Here is a 16,667-nt window from a genome sequence, read left to right on the forward strand (position 1 = left end):
ACACCCCAGACCCTTCGTCTGGACAAAGACGGCCGACGAGATCCTCGACAAGGTCGCCGCCTACTGCCGACGAATCTCTGACTCAGATCACTAGTACTCCAGCCGCATTTGGTCGCGATCAAGTGATGGTTCTGCCGAGGTCTTTGATCCAGAACGAAGGCCCGGACCGCTCAGCGGTCCGGGCCTTCGCCATCTCCTGGTTTCAGTTCGGCTGCCTCCCGCCCGATGCCCGTTTTTGCGCCGTGAGCCGAGATTGCCGGCGTCGACCGGCTGGGTGTGGCTACTTGAGCGGCGTGCCGCCCGAGTTGTGGTTGGCGATCGTCTTGTTGATCAGGTTCCTGCCGTCGGTCTCGGGCGTGGTCTGTTCCGACCAGCCGGCGCCGAACAGGAGGGCGCCGACGTGTGCGTTCGCCACCTGGTCCATGTGCGAGAAGAACCAGTCGACCTTGTCGTCCTTGAAGTGGCCGGGGGTGTTGTTCCCCGCCATGTTGCCCAGGGGGATCTGCCACAGGACCACCGGCTTGCCCACCGACTCGGACATCGTCTTGTAGAACGCGAGGGCAGCGAAGCCCTTCTGGTCGTTCCAGAAGGTGTCACGGCTGCCGTGGGCGGGCAGCGCGTACCAGCCCGCGTCGCGGTCGGTCACGTCGGAGACCAGGAAGTCGGCGTTCGATGCCCCGAGGTCCGCGTAGTCCTTGGTGCACTTCGCGGTGTTCTGCTGCCAGTCGAAGCAGGTCAGGTGCAGTCCCACCCCGGCGTTCGGCGCGTACTTGTGCGCCATCGAGATCAGGCACTGGGCCAGGCCGGAGGCGCTGTTCTCCTGCGATCCGCAGTCCGTCGGGTTCGCCGCCTTGACCTGCGCGGGCACCTGGTGGAGGTTGCCGAGCGACCGGGCGAAGCCCCAGAAGTCGGGCTCGATGTCGATCATGTCCGGCGAGGTGCCGATCTTCTGCAGGAAGAAGCGGTAGTCGTTCAGGTACTTGGTGAGCAGGTCGGCCCGGTTGATGGCGACGACCTCGCCCGGACCGTCGCCCTGGCCCGCCGCGTCTCCGAGGTCACGCAGCGAGTACCAGGTGAAGAGGGTCTTCTGCGGGCGCGGCTTGCCCTGGTACGTCGCCTTGGACGCGCGGTCCTTGTACACGGTCACCTGGGTGCCGGGCGCCGTGGTGTTGCCGGTCCAGCAGCCCCACCAGCCCGACCACTCGGACTTGCAGCGCGAGGCCGTGTAGGCGTCGGACGAGGGCGCGGGCTGGCTGTGGATGTAGGCGTACCGCACGTCGAACGGCGCGGCGTTCGCCGTAGCGTCCTCCATCATGCCGCCGAGGAGCACCGTGCTGCTCCCCATGAGCCGCTTCGCCGAGCTGCCGCCGGCGGGGGTCGGCGTGGCCGACGGCGCCGACGTCGGGCGGGTACCGCTCGGAGTCTGGCTCGCCGGCCCGCTGCCGCCGGGCGTGGCGCTGCTGCCGGAGTTCCCCGCGTTCCCGGTGCCGCCGGCGCTACCGGCCGGTACGAGCTGCCACTGCTGCTGGGGGCCGTTCCAGTCGTGGTACTGGGCGATGCGGCTCCCGTCGGTCTTGGAGCCGCCAGGGACCTCGACGGCCTTGCCGCTGTGGCGGTTGATCAGACGCAGGTAGCCGTCCGACGACTTCTTCAGGTGGAACTGCTGGTTGGCGCCGTTCAGGTCGCTCCACTGCACCAGCTCGGAGCCCTCGGTCTTCGACCAGTTGTAGTCGTCCAGCACCTTGCCGGAGTGCCGGTTCTGCAGCCGGTAGTTCCCGTCACCTGCGTCGATGAACTTCCACTGCTGGTTCGCGGCGCCGGTGCGGCTCCACTGCACCAGCGGAGCACCGTCGTTCGTGGCGTAGCCGAGGTCGTCCAGTGCCTTGCCGGTGTCGCGGTTGACGAGCATGTACCAGGCGCTCGTGTCCACGGTTCCCGCCGAGGCCGAGTTGACCACGACCACGGAGCCGCCCACGACCGCCAGGCTGACGGCCGCCCAGAAACTCCGACGCTGGTACAACCGACGACCACGATGCGTCGGCCGCCGCCCCGAAGCGGCCGAGCGGGACGACGCGCGACCACGGCGGGCGCGGCCGCCGGGCGACGCCTCCGACGACGTGGATGGGCGAGGGAACATGTCGATGCTCTCTTTCAGCCGTTGCCTCTGACCAGACCGCCTGTCCGGACACCACCCAGTTGTCACCGCCCCCGGAAAGGTTGCCCCGGACCGCGAAAATTTCTTCGGGCACCGAGCGCCGGCTGGCGATCACGTCCTCGGGCGGGGACGGCGGCCGGGGCGAAACACGGCCGACAACCGCAGCCGGTCGCCGGCGACGGGTAGACGGTGGGTATCGGGAGCCGTTCGGCCCGTCGCCCGGCGCGGCACCGGCCGCACGGCCGCCCCGGGCGGCACGGTGGTGGTGCAGACCCGTCGCTGGGCGTTGGTCCAGGACCGGTGGCCGGACCTGATGGCGGCCGCCAAGCAGCTGCCGCACGGCCTGGTCCTGGATGGCGAGCTGGTCGTCTGGAACACCGAGGAGGGCCAGCTGTTGTTCACGGCGTTGCAGCGCCGGGCCGCCGCCCGCGCCCGCAGCGCCCCGGCTCGCGTTCGATCTCTTGCAGCTGGAACTGAACGGATACGGAAACTGCGCCCCGGGCTGGGCGACGTGAGCCGGACAGCCTCGGCCGGGTAGCGAAGTGAAACCGGCGTGGCGGGTCGATGACCGTGGCCATGTACACCCGCGTGCCTCCTGCACCGTGGAGCCGCCACAGTTTGAGCGAGGCTCTCCAGCCGACCCGGATCAAATTCTCCGGTCTCCACCAGCATGTCCAGCCGGTCACACCAGATCGCCCCACAACGTGCGGGCCGAGGCCGTATTCGAAGGGTGGCGCGTGCCCTGGGCACCTGGCCCTGCCCGTGATCCTGCTGAGCGATCCAGCTTCGTTCTCCACTACGAAGCCATCGGGCCGCCCTCGTGCGGAGCATCCGCGTTCTTGGCCGCCGTCACCAGCGCCTTCTCGACTTCGTAGCGGTTCTGCCCGGTCGCTTTCGCGTGCTCGGTGACCGCATCGTTTACGGCGGCCGCCGTCTCAAGCCACGGCCGCCATCCTTCGGCGCTGTGGGGTCCGGCCGTCGCATGTGCCCGGGCTGCGTCTGCAGTACGGCGAAGCTGAATGAGTTCGTCGGTTAGTTCGATTGCCACCGCGAGATCCTGCGTCTCGCTCAGGCCTGCGACGTCTGCGCCGCGCGCGCTCCGCCGCGAGGGTCCTCCCGGCTAGGATCTTCGCGGCGAGTGACCACCCTGCGGCGATCTCGGTTGTCAGTCGAGTGCCCCGCTCCCCCCGCAAGGATCGGCTGGTGCTGGACGGCCTCAGGCGGCTCGGGACTGCCGAGGTGGGCGGCTCGGCATACAACGCACCCCGCTTCGCCGAAGACGACCTGCGCGAAGCGGAACCGGCCCCACTTGCTGCATTTCACACAGCGTGCTCCCCAGGGCTGGCGAGGGCCGGGGAACTTCTCGGTCGGCGCGAGTCCGGCCTTCCTCATCAGGCGCCGCGCCTTCTCCTCGCTGCGCGGCCCTGCCATAAGGGCATCGACTTCCTGTGCGCGTTCCTGCTCGGAGCGTCTGCGGCGATCGCGTTCGTTCTCTGTGGTGGCGCGCACCCTCTTCCATGCCTCGATCCACGCCGGGCGTTTGTGCGAGGCGAGGTCGCAGGCGACGAGGTAGGCCTCCATCCGCTCGCGGGTCTGGGGAATGAGTCGGCGGCGGATGATCCGGTGGAGCGTGGAGCGTGAGAGGCGCTCGGTGCCCGGGGCAAGTTCGGTGCGGCGCTGCATCACCCTCAGTGAGGGCGCTCCGGCGCGTTCGTGGAGGCCTGCGAGGACTGCGCCGAGGTCTGCCTCGTCCCGGGCCATGTTCAGACGCGGTGCGTCGGAGGAGTGGGCGCCGCTCGTGCGGCGCACCTTCTCCATCTGCGCCTGGTGCCACAGGCCCATGACCAGTCCCGGGTTGACGTCGCAGGCGACGGCGTAGGCGCGGACCACTTCCGGGGGTGGGACGCGCGTGCCGGAGGCCGCGCGCTGGAGGGTGGCGCGGCTGTATCCGGCGCGGCGGGCGAGTTGGGCGTAGGTGAGGCCTGCGTTGGCGCGGGCGGTGCGCAGGCTCTGCGCGAGACGTCCGACCGGCATGCTGGCGTCGGGGATCTTGTTTTCTGGGCGGCTCATCGGCGGCGGCTATTCCTGCGGAGAGGTGGTCAGCGCGGCGCGGATGGCTTGTCCTCTGCGGCCGAGGAGTTTGCCGGACTTCAGGCGCACGGTGGTGACGGCGGCGACTCCTGCGCCGGCGAGGAGGGCCAGGACCTCGGTGACTGGCATGCCTTTGGCCGCAAGAGCGGCGGCGGAGGCGATGAAGACGATGACGATTCCGGCGTCGCCGCGGCCGCTGCTGGTGGGCTCGGCGGTTGAGGGGTGAGAGCGGGCATCGGCTCGTAAGGGCGTGGGGGTCACCACGGTTCGTTCCTTTGGATCTTGGAGTGTCCGGCCCCGAGGGAACCGGACACCGGTGCGACGCGGGAAATCCCGCTGGCTCCAACACGGTGAAACGGTCACGGGTGGATGGCGCCGCCCGCGATCGAGAGAATCGTGCCACCCTGTACGTGCTCCGGTGCACGCCGGAGCGAGTTGGCTACCGTGCTGTCCCAGGCGAGAATTGGTGGGTCGCACTGCGGTGCGATTAGTGGGCTCATCCCTCAACTGGGCAGACGTCCAGATACTTTCTCGGGGCTATCCGGCAGGCGCGGGCGGTGAGCGGGTTGGCTCAGATTCGTCCCATGATCATTTGCAGGGCGGGGCACCCGGTGTCAGTATCGGGAGCGCGTCGAGTTCCTCGGCGAAATCCCGCGAACACCCTGGCTCCAACCAGTTGCAAGCGGACCCGCATGATCACGTATGGCGCGTGAGAATGCCGACAGAGCCGGCACCCCACAACGGGGCCGGCTCTTGGCGTATCCACCTGTGGACTAACGCGCCCTGTATGAGATGCCCGCGACCACGGCGGAGTCCCTCCTCTCCCCTCAGGCAGGACCGTGCCGTCTAGCACGGCCTTGCGTGTCGGGCGATCAGCGGGCGAGAGAAAACGATACGTAGACGACGCGCCGGCGCGGCGAGTCCGTCCCGCGCACTATCCGGATGCCCCAGGCGCCAGCTGCTTGTACTGGCGGCACTCAGCAACCCCGGGGGCTCTTCGCGGAAGGTGGCAGAGCCATCTCCAGGAGGGCGTCGATGGTCTCGCCGCTCATCGCACTGTCGAGGTGCAGGGAACGACGGAGCAGACCGGCGACCTTTTGGGCCGGAAGATCGAGGCGGGTACGGGCAATCAGCAGGATCTCACCGAAGAGACCAGCTGTGTGGTCCGGCGTTCGCTCGATGTACCAGTCGAGCAGTTTCACCACGTCGGTCCTTACGTCCCCGAGAGACGGCTCCTCCTTTCCCCACTTGCGGGCCCTTTCGACGTCGTCGGCGAGGCCGCCGAGCACAGCCTCGATCAGGGTCGTGCGCAGTGCTGAGACGGGAAAGAGGCTTCCGGGGCTCTCGGTCAGCGCCACGGCCGGCCACCAGGCGAGGGTTGCGGCCGCGTCGTGGGGCTCGTGTTTCCGTGCGGATTGCCGCTTTGCGTTCCTGGCGTCTTCGTCTTCGATGCTGTGCCGGATGATCTCGGTCATCCGGTTGTGGTCGCTTACGAGCCCGCGGGGCTGGGTGTTGCCGAAGAACGTGGTGCCGGCGAGGAGGGTTTCCGGGCCGTGGGTGCTGCGGTACTGCTCGGCCCAGTCACCGGCGACAGGCACCGACCACAGCGGGCCGTCCACGGTGTCGGCCTGGCCCGCCGACGGCGCGGGGCGCTCTGGGTCAGAGCGCGCGCAGGACGGCGACCACCTTGCCGAGAATAGCGGCGTCGTCGCCGGGGATCGGCTCGTACCCCGCGTTGTGAGGCATGAGCCAGACCTGGCCATTCTCGCGGCGCAGGCGCTTGACCGTAGCCTCGCCGTCCAGCATGGCCGCGACGATCTATGGGGTTCCGGAAGGTGTGGCGTGACGTGGTGCGAGTCGTCCTCGTTGGCGTTGAGGCGCTCGTACTCGGGGGGTGTGGCTCTGTGGCGGGTTGTTGCATGACCGTCTGAGCACCGGAGAGAGATATGCGGGCATTTCCCGTGACCTTGCCCTCGGGCACGCGCTACTGGACCGTCGTCGACGACGAGCTCCAAGTCGTCCCTGTCGCTGACCAGTGGGCGCGGCACCAGCGCTTCGGCAAGAGCCGCGCCGAGCTCACCACCAGGACGAACGCTGGCGGAGCGGCGCTCTACCTGCGTTGGTGCTGTGCGACGGCACGCGACTGGCGCACAGCGGCCCGCGACCTGGGCCTGTTCATGGTCTGGCTGAAGCACGTGCCCGCACGGCAGGACCGTCGCGGCGCTCTCCTCAGCGGGCCGGGCGGCAAACCGGTACGGCAGGAGCGCAGGATCAACGTCGTGCTGTCGGCTACCCGCGGCCTGCTGTCGTACGCGGTGTCGGTAGGCGAGGCGCCGCGCCACGTGCTCGGGCAGATCTACGAACTGGCCGACAGCCGAGACCTGCCGGTGGAGGCTCAGGGAGAGGACTCCGGGCTCTCATACCGGCTCCGTGCCCGCCACCGCGTCCAGGAGCCGCAGTCGGTCTTGGACCGCGCTTCCGACGACGAGATCGTCAGCATGTTCCTGAAGTGCCGCTGCGCGCGGGACCGGCTCGTCGTCGTGCTGCTGGCCCGGGCGGGGCTTCGGCGAGGGCAGGCCGCTGGTCTGCGCCGGTCCGACTGCCACATGCTGCCGGACTCGCGCGCGCTGGGGTGCGACTACAAGGGGCCTCACCTGCACGTGCGGCGCCGTGACAACGCCAACGGCGCCTGGTCCAAGTCGCGCGCCGCGTGGATCCAGCCGGTGGACTTCCTGGTGGTGCAGGCATTCGACCAGTACTTCGACGAGCGCTTCGAGTTCCTGGGCGCCGGCGGCAGCGACTTCCTGCTGGTGAACCTCTTCCGCGGCGTGATCGGTGCGCCGATGAGGCCGGAGGCGATCTACGAGCTGTTCGAGCGACTGACACGGCGGGCGGAACTGCCGCGGGCCGTGGTGCCGCACATGGCCCGCCGCGCGTTCGGGAGCAACGTGTCGGATGCCGGCGGTCGGCTCGACGAGGTGCAGGCCCTGCTCGGGCAGAAGAACCCGGAGTCGGCGCGGCCCTACGTGATCCCGGACCAGGACCGGCTGCGCGAGGCCGTCGAACGGGTTCCCTCCCCGCGGGAGCTGCACGGGCGCGGTGAGCTGTGAGGGCGGCCGTCGCCCTGCCGTTGCCGGCGGCCCCGCCGGACGCGCGAACAGCCGAGCTGGTCGGGGCTCTGGACCCGACGTTCCTGAGTCTCGTCGGCTGGGACTGGGACTTGGGCGTCTTCTTCTACCCGCGGGCCCATCCCGTGCTTGGGATCGGGGAGTGCGACGTCGTCGGCTGCGACAAGGGCTTCGAGCGCACCGGGCCGCTGTACTCGGGCTGCCGGTTGCGGTGGAACAAGTCGGGGCTGTTCTTGGCGGAGTTTCTCGGGGCAGCGACGCGCTACAACGCCCAGCACGTGACGCAGTCGCTGTGCCGGTTCCCGGCGTGCGGGCGGCCGTGGCGAAGCCCGACTGCAGGGTTGTGCCAGAACCATCACTACCAGCGGGTTCAACGCCTGAAGGTCTCGGTGGAGGAGTTCCTCGTCCACCCGCTCCCGATCCCGTTGGCTGGATTCGGCGGCTGCGAGGTCGCGGCCTGCAACCGGTACCGTGTCAGTGCGACCAGCCCGTACTGCGACGCGCACCGCCAGCGGCTGAGCAAAGCGAGGGCCGGCAGGTCCTTCGACGAGGAGAGGTGGCGACTGACCACCGCGCCGGTCTCCATGGGCAACGAGGTCAGTATGCGGGGACTGCCGAGGCGGCTCGTCGCCGAGCTGCTGTACTGCGTGCAGGAGCGCACGGCGAACGGGATCAAGACGTACGGGTTCTGGCTGCGCACGTTGTGCGAGAGGCTGCGGGCTCTGCGGTGTGAGGATCTCGACGGGCTCGGTGACCCGCTGGCTTCGGGACTGCGCGGTCAGACGGCGACGCTGGTCCTGACGATGCGCAAGATGCTGGGCCGGCTCGGGGCGAGTCCTGAGGTGGAGGCTCGCAAGGATGTGTGGGACCTGGCCGTGTTCGGGTTCGGCGGTACGGCGAACTTCACCAGGATCCACCAGAGTGCCCTGCGGGAGGCGACGAAGCTCTGGGCGGTCGATGAGCTCCCTCGTCGCCGGGGAAAGTCGGTCGCCCGGGCCCTGCAGGCGAAGATCAATGCGATAGCGGAGCTTTCGCAGAGTCTGCGGTTCCAGCGCGAGGACGGCGGCCACGTGGTGGTGCTCCTGGACCGCGGCGACATCACGTCGTTCTGCACCGGCCTGGCGTTCAGGGCGGAGGCCGGGGAGCTCAGCGTCTACCAGTGGATTCGCACTGCGCGGTCGGTCCGCGCGGTGTTGAACCGGTGGCGGACCCTGGGGCTCACGGCCAGGGGCCAGGTCCTCGAAGGGCTTCGTGCGGACTTCGTGATGGGCGCCGAGGATATCCCCGACGAGCCCGAGGACAGCGAGGCCGGCAAGGACCTCCCCGACGAGGTGATGCGGGAACTCTGCGACAACCTGGACCTGCTCGAAGAGATGAGCGGTGTGGAGGTGCGCGTCTGCACGGAGATCCTCATTGACACCGGCCGGCGTCCCGACGAGGTCTGCCGGTTGCCCCTGGACTGTCTGGAGCGCGACCCGGACGGCAGCCTCGTCCTGCTCTACGACAACCACAAGGCATACAGGCTGGGCCGCCGGCTGCCGATCGGCAAGGCCACCGGGGCGGTGATCGCCGCCCAGCAGGAGCGCGTGCGTCGGCGCTTCCCGGACACCCCCGCGGCCGTGCTGAGGCTCCTGCCCTCCTCGGTTTCGAACCCGGCGGGTACCAAGCCGATCTCCGGCATCTGGGATCAGCACCGCTCATGGGTTAAGGCCCTGCCCGACTTCCTCGTCCCCATCCAGGTCCAGGAGGACGGCAGGCCGGTCACGAAGATGCTGCCCTTCGACAAGAGCCGCATCTTCCCCTACGCCTACCGGCACAGCTTCGCGCAGCGGCACGCGGACCAAGGTGTACCGCCCGAAGTCCTCAAGGAACTCATGGATCACCGGCACTTGATGACCACCCAGGCGTACTACCGCATCGGGCAGGACCGCCGGCGCGAGGCCATCGACCGGGTGACGGCCCTCCAGTTCGACCGGCATGGCAACCGCGTGTGGCGCAAGGCCCAGGGGCTGCTGGACTCCGAGCACGTCCGCCGGGAGATCGGGGAGGTGGCCACTGCCTACGGAGTCTGCAGGGAGCCGACGAACGTGGCCGCGGGAGGCCAGAGCTGCCCGCTGAGGTTCCGCTGCCTGGGCTGCGAGCACTACACCACCGACATCTCCTACCTCCCAGACCTGGAGGCGTACCTCGCTGACCTTTTGCGCAGCCGCGAGAAGCTGATGTCGGCCTTCGAGGCCGACGACTGGGCGCGCAGCGAAGCGATGCCTTCGGAGGAGGAGATCCGGCGCGTCCGGCGGCTGATCAGCCGGATCCGAGGGGGGCTGGATGACCTCGGCGCGGAGGAGCGGGCCCAGATCGAGCAGGCCGTCTCGACCGTGCGCCGCGGGCGCGGCGTGATGCTGGGCATGCCGGGCATGCGCCGGATCGGTCAGCCTCTGCCCGATGTACGGCCGCGGAGGAGCATGTGAACGCCGCGAGCGACGGCCGCAAGGCCGACTCCGCACGGCGCCGGGAGCGTGTGGTCAAGGCGATCAACGCCGCGGCCCAGGGCACGGGCCGGATCAGCGTATCCGCCATCGCCCGCCATGCCGGGGTGGACCGGACCTTCCTCTACCGGCACCCAGACCTCCTTGCCCTCGTCCACGCCGCCGAGACCGAGCCGGCACAGCAAGGACCGGCCAGCTTTGTGACAGTCAGCCGCGCGTCGCTTCAGGCGGACCTCGCGCACGCCCAGGCCCGCAACACCCGGCTTGCGGCGCGGATCCAGCTCCTGGAAAGGCGGCTCTCCGGCGAGCTGGGCGAGCAGGCATGGCGCGAGTCAGGGCTGGAGATTCCCACCGACATCGAGGCGCTCCAGCGCCGGATCACCGGCCTGAAACAGCGCAACGTCGAACTGACTGCGGCCCTAGAAGAGAGCCAGGCGGACCTGAGCGCGGCGCGGGAAGCCAACCGCGAACTGACCAAAGCCATCATCCAGCGCGGGCAGCCCGGCAACGTGGCGGGGTGACTGTCCAGTCCCGCGCGCCGCAGCGGGGTGTGCCTGTCGTGCGCGTCCGGTGCAGCCCGCCGTGTGACGCAGGGACTCAGTGACTGTCCGACTGGCCATCCGCCTGCTCCCACTACCCTGCGAGCCGCCTGCGGCCCTCGGCGGGGCCGACGACCGGAGCACGGGTCAGCCCCTCCATGGTGCGGCGTAGCAGTTCGAGGACCTGTCGCTCGCCGGTGCCGTCGAGCGGCAGGATCCGGTTGAGGTGCATGTGGACATAGGAAGTGCACAGCTCGGTGTGGCTCCGCTCGAGTCCGCCCTCCCGTCCCAGGGTGGCGAGCAGGGCGGTGGACGGTGCCAGGGCTGCTCGGCGCTCCTTCAGGATCACGTGCAGAGCCGCGGCCTCGGGACGGTCCGGCCGGCCGAGTGATTCCCGTAGCTGGTGGCCGCGTTGCCGGTACTGTTGACCGCCTTGCCGGGAGACCTGGCACGTGCTGCGGTAGAAGGCCAGGCGTTCGTCCGGCGTCAGGCCCAGTGAGTCGAGCAGGTCGTCGACGCTGCAGACCGCCATGTCCGTTCGGTCCAGCGCAAGTTCATGGCCCTCGCTCGCATGGATCAGTTGGGCGACGGAGGAACTGTCGGCGCCGAAGATCTCCTCCGACACCCTCATGCCTTCCCCGCCGCCGTAGCGTTCGATCTCCCGCTCGTAGGTGTCGAAGGCGAAGCTCGTGATGAGCCTGGCCGCCAGAAGTTCGTCCGCCCAACTGCAGGTTTGGTCCATCAGCGTACCGATGAGGGCGGAGCGATCGCCGTGGAAGCGGATCCGCAGGTGGTGCTCAGGGTCGACGTAGCGGATGAAGAACCAGGTGTCGGCCAGCCCTGCGGCGGTGACGAACTCTCCGAAGGTCCGCAGCGGCCCGGCAATGATCTCGTCCTGCTGCCAGGGGCTGCTGTAGAGCTTCAGGTAGAGCCAGTCGCTACCGGGCGGTTTGAGTCGGGTGACGGTGTGCGCCGCAGTTGTCGCGATGACGGCTGCCGTTGGTGTCGGACGTCGCGTCGTGGGCGCGACGCCCTCCCGCAGGCCCGTTCCTGCGGTAGTCGGCGGCTCGTTCACCCCGGCGTTCCCCGTCTCCGGATTCGTCGCGGTACGGACCAGGGGGACGACGATCTCGCAGACGTGCCCACGGCCGCCGTCCGGCAGCCACGCGTCATCGGGGCCAGGGAGCGCCTCTTGGAGCTGTCCGGACTGCCCCTTCTGAAGGTTCTTCAGCTCTTGCCGCAGGATCTCCGTCTGGTCGGGATCGAGAAGGTCGAGCAAGAGCCGGTTGTCGCCCGAACTCAGGTACACCCGCCGGGGCACGTCCCACCGCTCTCGCCACGCGGTCAGAGCGGTGGTGAACGCCTCGCCGGACACGTGGGTCGGGAGGTGGTCGCCGTCCAGCCGCCACTGTGCGAGAGCCAGCACGATCCGGCCGTGCTGGACCCGGGGCAGAAACGCCAGGGCGTTCGCGGATCCCCACGTGAAGGGGGTGAACTGACAGTGTCCGTCCATGGCTGCGTCCAGCAGGAAGCGCACGGGCGGCGGCGCGTTCATCGGGTTCAGCATGTGTCCTTGCACCCCGACCACGCGCAGGTCCCGGGCGGGCCACTCGACGCTCAGTCGCCCGGAGCGGAGCCCGACCACCAGCTCGTCGAGTGGTGCGACCTGCCGCGCCGGTACGCCGGGTACTCCGTTTGCCACAATCTCGTGGGTCCGGACCGAGGGCCGCACGGCGACGTTGGCCGTACGCTCCCGGCCGGGCACGTACACGAGTTCGGCCAGCAGGGTGTCCGGACGTGCCACCTGCTCCAGCCGGGCGATCTCGTCCAGGGCGGCGCGGGCGGGAGGTCCCAACAGGTCGGCGAAGCGACCGAGGTGGCGACCGGCGGCCGGTGCCCCGAGGTTCGGCCCGACGACCAGGCGGAAGTCGCCGGCGTCAACGGCCGCGGCCGAGCCGGCCGCAACGAAGAGGGCGATGTCCAAGGAGGGCGGACATGCGGCCGGATCGAGGGGAGCGACGGTGAGCTCCTCAACCTGCTGCTCGGTGAGTTCGACGGTATGGCGGTGCTCCCGGTTGGCCGCGAGCGCGAGGTCCAGGAGCAGACGGCTGCGCCGCTGGTCGTGTGGTGTCGGCGATCGGTTCGGCCCCGAAGCGGAAGGCAGACCCAGTCCGATCTCCGGATCGATCAACTCAAGCAGTGGAACTCGACGTTCCGGCCCGTACTTCCCCAGGAACGAGCGCCGGTAGCTCTCCAGGCGCGGGGAGCCGGCGGGGAAGGGACTGAGCCGGAGCAGCAGCTCGGCGGCGTGAGCGGCCTCGTCCGCCACGTACCGGTGCAGTCCACGGCCGTCCAGCGTGAGCGCCAGGTCCGTCTGCAGGACGCTGCTGCCTGCGGCAGCGGGGTGAAGTGCCCGGGCACGCGCGACCAGGTCCTGACGCGTGTTGATCCGTTCGATGACGGGGAGGCCGTCCCATGTGGTGAGCTCGCGGGAGAGTTCGTCCAGGCGCGAGGCGACGTCGGACGCGCCGGGCACTGCGGCCAACCGACTCACCACGTGCCTCGTGGGGTCGCCACCGGTCAGGGGCGGCTGAAGGTCGGACTGCAGGAATCCCAGGGACTGCAACCGGTCGACCAGTGCGCCCGACCGTTCAGGTGTGGCACCCGGCAGCCGGGCGAGGCTCGCGGCCAGGACGTCGGGTGGTGTCGGTCGACGTGCGGTCTCCAGAACCTGGCGAACCGCGGAGGTGAGCCGGACGGAGACGGCCTCCGTGCTGCCGCTCCGGCCGTCGGGGAGCAAGGCCCGCCCGCCGCGGAGACAGACGGACGGGTGGGTTGCCAACCGCAGTCCGGCGCGGATGTCCGGGTCCTCTTCCAGCCGGTGGACGAGCCCGAGCAGCCATGCCATGTCGAGCCGGGTTCGGGTACGCGGCGGGCTCGCGTCCAGCGAGAGATCGGTGTGGTCGGCCCAATGGGCCAAGCCGACTCCGGCGAACATCCCGTAGGGCGTGGGGCGGGTGCACATCCGGATCAGGTAGCGGGCCAGCTTGCCACGGACGCGGCGCGCCGCCGGGTCGTCGGGCGCAGTCCGGGTGAGGGCGGCCGCCAGGTCGGGGCTACCCACCTCGACGGCGAGGTGGACCAGCGGGGCCGTGGGGGTCAGCGTGCTTGCGTCATGGGCCGCCTTACCGGCGTCGGCGAGCGCCTCGGAGGGCAGCAGGGGGGCCCGCACCATCACCCAGTCCAGGGGGCGGTAGAGCGGTTCGGCGCGCCGTTCTCGGCCGTGCGCGGTCATGACAGGAGGAAGACCCGGTCCCACGTGGGCTCGGTGTCGGTCGAGGCGGCCAGCAGGACCATCGCCACTCCGGTGGCGCCGTCGAGCAGGTCGGGCCGGTCCAATTGCTCGCCGCCGGGTCCCAACGTGGTGAACCCGACGGGCCGGCCGGGCTTGAAGGCGCCTAGCACCTGGTCGACGAGGCGGGTCGCCCCGGAGGTGAACAGCGGTAGTCGAGTGTCGTGTGCAAACCTCAGCACCACTTGGAGCAGCCCGGACACACCATGGCAGAACGGTGCAGAGTTCAGGTGTCGGGAGGTGACCGGCCGTTCCAGCACATCCGTCATGGCCTCGACGGCCAGGGTGCGCAGTCGCGCGTCGTCCAGCGCCTCTCCGGCGTGCCACAGGGCGCGGGCCACTCCGGGGCTGCCGTAGCACCACGAGCTGCGAGCCGCGGCAGGAACCGGAGCCGCCGGCGTGCCGTCCGGTGGAGGCAGGGGGAAGGCCGACGGCCAGTTCACGCCCCACTCGTCGTCGGCGCGGTGCGTCGTGAGCCAGTCCGCGAGGTAGCGGACCGCCTCGGCTTGGCCGGGCACGTGATGGCCGGCCTTCAAAGCCAGGGCGAGGACCGCCAAGGGGCCGGGAATGCCGTGTGCCAGTCCACAATTGAGGTTCCCGTACGGATAGGCGGTACGCGTCGACGGGTCGCCCAGCAGTTCCGGCGCGGTGGCCCAGCGTGGCGTCCTGCCGTTCGGTGTGGCCAGGCCCACCAGCGCGGTGAGCAGCGGATCGAGCAACCGGTGCGGATCGCGATCCAGCAGACCGGCGGCCAGGCCGCTTGCGCCGGAGACCAGATCGAAGTCGTCCACCGGTCGGCCGGGGCGATCGGCGGCGAGCCGATCGGCTGCCTTCCGTGCCTCGGGTGCCAGTGCGTCGTCGAGGACGCCGAGCGCGCGGCGATACCGTGCACCACCACGACTGAGCGCGGCAACGGCGAACAGCACCCCGCTGAGCCCGCTGAAGAGGCCGGTGGAAAGGCTCTCCCCGGACAGCTCGGATCCGGCGGAGAGGAAGCTGTGGCCGATGGCGTCCCACCCCTGCTCGGGGTGGCATTGATCGCAGTATGCGCAGAGGAGCGCGATGCCCGCGTCGCCCGTCGCGAGACCGTGCGGAAGCCAACGGGTCGCCTTGGGGAGCTCGCCGTGTCTGGCGGCGAGGGCGAGGGCCTCGGAGAGGCGCCGACGGTCCACGCACCTCCGGGCGACGTCAAGCGCCACCGACAATGCCGTGGCCTGTCGGGTGCCGTGGAGAACGCTCTCCCAGGGCAGATCCGACGACCCGGAATTCTTCTTCACGCACTCCTGCGGCCGGCGCGAATTGTTCGACCCTAAGGACTCACGACCAGGTGTCACCATGGATCCTCCGACGAGTCGCGATCATCCGTTCTCTTCTTCGCACAAATACCCACACGTCTCACACGCGGTATCGATGTCACTCGGGCCGTGGCAGGGATCGTTATCCGTATATCCCTTTGACGGTGTGCAATCGCCGGTGTCCGGACATGTCACCTGACCACCCGGGCACGTTTCGCTGATGCAGGCCGGCCAGCAAGAGAGTGTGTCGCAGGTGGCTTCCCCACAGGTCAAACACGTGTCGTAATGGCAGGCTGTCGCCTCACAGGTGTAATCCTCACAGGTGCCTTCACAGGTGCCGCCGTCGCAGGTGCCTTCACAGGTGCCGCCCTCGCAGGTGCCGCACCCCGTGGCCGCACATGTTTGGACGTCACACGTAGATTCGAACTTCGTGCCTTCGTCGGCCTGGGGGGTGCCACGAGGATCGGACCTGCGCGGCGCATTCCGTGTGCGTCGAATGCGCCGGAAATCCAGGTCGAACTCGTCTGGAATTCTGACCGCTCTGCTACGGGTGTATTCGAGCTTTGCACCTTCCTTTAGGGTGATCTCCGTGGCCTCTTCACCCAGGAACGGGAGTCGGTTCTGCGGGATCCGCGCCGCGTCCAGTACATCCTTTACTGCGAACTCGGCATAATAATCTAGGTTCCTCGTGAAATAAAGGCGCCGGTATCCGTTCCGGTCGCTTTCTCCAAGGAACCCCCTCAAGGGAAGGCCCCGTACGGGCGGGTCCTTCGGTCGGGGGCGACGTCTTTCGACTATGGCATCTTGCCGTCCTTCGGCAGCCCTTGTCACACGTGCCGGACGGTCGTTCTCTGGCTCCTTGACCATCGCCGTACTCCATTAGTGGACGGCGGTGCACTCGAAGACTCGTCATGGTGAGCGGCGAGCTCTACTGCCAAGGTGTCACGGCACGCAGGGTCGGGCAACCTGGGCCGTCGACGGCCGTGGGGCGGCGGGTGGCGCGGAGCGCGGGGGCGGAAATGAACCGCGGCGGCGGCCTGTTGTCAGATTGCGCGACGGCTGGCCGTTCGAGGTGGGGCTTCCCGCGTACCGCAACGGCCCCGGGGCGCTGGACCCGCCCCGTCTCGTCGCACCACACCGGCTGCCAATTGCCGCTCCCAGCATTGCGGGTACGGCGTTCCATCTCTCACGGCCGCCGCTAGTGATTCGCTCGATCTAGCGATAGCACTACACCTGTTGCGCCCACTACCGTCGTCCGCAAAGCGGCTGAGCTGCACCGATCCCTTTGGGAACGTGCTGCGCCACACTTCTCCCCCAGAGAAGCCACGATATCGCCGTGGTCGGCGGAGTCCTGGCGCCGGACGGTGACGATGTCCCCGTCGCAGATGGCAGCGTCGATCATGCTGTCGCCGACGACCTGAAACCGACGGGTTCGTGGAATCCCGAAGGGGTTGCACCGCGAACCCGAGGGCCCCGCGGCTCCTTAGAGGTCGTTTTATCCCGCTGTTTCATCCTGGGATGGGATAGTTTATAGGCATTTTTGGGTCGCGCCAGGAGATGGTGTTCTCGCCGGTGATGCGGCGGGTCATGAGGTCGGTCATCGCCAGGTTGACCAGGGCCT

General features: G+C 69.1%; 11 protein-coding genes and 2 pseudogenes. 4 read left to right on the forward strand and 9 right to left on the reverse strand.

The features are described from left to right. Window positions 1-280: 280 nt before the first annotated feature. Window positions 281-1,975, reverse strand: coding sequence for an RICIN domain-containing protein (locus ACIBAD_RS36830; RefSeq protein WP_398911370.1), 1,695 nt, complete (start codon window positions 1,973-1,975; stop codon window positions 281-283). A gap of 442 nt (window positions 1,976-2,417) precedes the next feature. Between ACIBAD_RS36830 and ACIBAD_RS36835 the strand changes: the two genes are divergently transcribed. Continuing rightward, window positions 2,418-2,693 carry a hypothetical protein gene (locus ACIBAD_RS36835; protein ID WP_208328895.1) on the forward strand — a complete coding sequence of 92 codons (276 nt, stop codon included), beginning with the start codon at window positions 2,418-2,420 and terminating at the stop codon, window positions 2,691-2,693. A gap of 258 nt (window positions 2,694-2,951) precedes the next feature. Here ACIBAD_RS36835 and ACIBAD_RS36840 read toward each other — a convergent pair whose 3' ends face one another. The 5 genes and pseudogenes from ACIBAD_RS36840 to ACIBAD_RS36860 all read right to left on the reverse strand — a co-directional run. After that, window positions 2,952-3,203, reverse strand: a complete 252-nt coding sequence (locus ACIBAD_RS36840; protein ID WP_134068367.1) for a hypothetical protein — start codon at window positions 3,201-3,203, stop codon at window positions 2,952-2,954. A 20-nt stretch (window positions 3,204-3,223) separates the two neighbouring features. After that, window positions 3,224-4,225, reverse strand: a complete 1,002-nt coding sequence (locus ACIBAD_RS36845; protein WP_398911373.1) for a helix-turn-helix domain-containing protein — start codon at window positions 4,223-4,225, stop codon at window positions 3,224-3,226. Between the two features lie 9 nt (window positions 4,226-4,234). Further along, window positions 4,235-4,510, reverse strand: coding sequence for a hypothetical protein (locus tag ACIBAD_RS36850; protein WP_398911374.1), 276 nt, complete (start codon window positions 4,508-4,510; stop codon window positions 4,235-4,237). A gap of 713 nt (window positions 4,511-5,223) precedes the next feature. Next, window positions 5,224-5,865 (reverse strand): hypothetical protein, encoded by a 642-nt coding sequence (locus tag ACIBAD_RS36855; RefSeq protein ID WP_134068369.1) that lies wholly within the window; start codon window positions 5,863-5,865, stop codon window positions 5,224-5,226. A 40-nt stretch (window positions 5,866-5,905) separates the two neighbouring features. After that, a pseudogene (locus ACIBAD_RS36860) lies at window positions 5,906-6,064 on the reverse strand (LexA family protein); the annotation flags it as partial. A 128-nt stretch (window positions 6,065-6,192) separates the two neighbouring features. Between ACIBAD_RS36860 and ACIBAD_RS36865 the strand changes: the two are divergent. Genes ACIBAD_RS36865 through ACIBAD_RS36875 form a run of 3 tightly spaced genes read left to right on the forward strand, consistent with a single transcriptional unit; the run spans window position 6,193 to window position 10,381 of the window. Continuing rightward, window positions 6,193-7,356, forward strand: coding sequence for a tyrosine-type recombinase/integrase (locus ACIBAD_RS36865; protein ID WP_398911376.1), 1,164 nt, complete (start codon window positions 6,193-6,195; stop codon window positions 7,354-7,356). Then, window positions 7,353-9,842: a tyrosine-type recombinase/integrase gene (locus ACIBAD_RS36870; protein WP_398911377.1), complete on the forward strand. Its 2,490-nt coding sequence runs from the start codon at window positions 7,353-7,355 to the stop codon at window positions 9,840-9,842. Before ACIBAD_RS36865 ends, ACIBAD_RS36870 begins: the two co-directional genes overlap by 4 nt. Continuing rightward, on the forward strand, window positions 9,839-10,381 hold the full coding sequence (locus ACIBAD_RS36875; RefSeq protein ID WP_398911379.1) for a DUF6262 family protein: 543 nt from the start codon (window positions 9,839-9,841) through the stop codon (window positions 10,379-10,381). Before ACIBAD_RS36870 ends, ACIBAD_RS36875 begins: the two co-directional genes overlap by 4 nt. A 112-nt stretch (window positions 10,382-10,493) precedes the next feature. Here the strand turns inward: ACIBAD_RS36875 and ACIBAD_RS36880 are convergent, their stop codons facing one another. The 3 genes and pseudogenes from ACIBAD_RS36880 to ACIBAD_RS36890 form a co-directional block, all read right to left on the reverse strand. After that, on the reverse strand, window positions 10,494-13,694 hold the full coding sequence (locus tag ACIBAD_RS36880) for a lantibiotic dehydratase (protein WP_134068372.1): 3,201 nt from the start codon (window positions 13,692-13,694) through the stop codon (window positions 10,494-10,496). Further along, the gene (locus ACIBAD_RS36885; RefSeq protein WP_134068373.1) at window positions 13,691-15,088 is read right to left on the reverse strand and encodes a lanthionine synthetase C family protein; all 1,398 of its coding nucleotides are present in this window, start codon (window positions 15,086-15,088) and stop codon (window positions 13,691-13,693) included. The genes ACIBAD_RS36880 and ACIBAD_RS36885 overlap by 4 nt, the downstream gene beginning before the upstream one ends. A gap of 1,273 nt (window positions 15,089-16,361) precedes the next feature. Beyond that, window positions 16,362-16,466: pseudogene (locus ACIBAD_RS36890) on the reverse strand (LexA family protein); the annotation flags it as partial. Window positions 16,467-16,667: the final 201 nt, after the last annotated feature.

Source organism: Streptomyces sp. NPDC051109 (assembly GCF_044455885.1).
Lineage (GTDB): Bacteria > Actinomycetota > Actinomycetes > Streptomycetales > Streptomycetaceae > Streptomyces.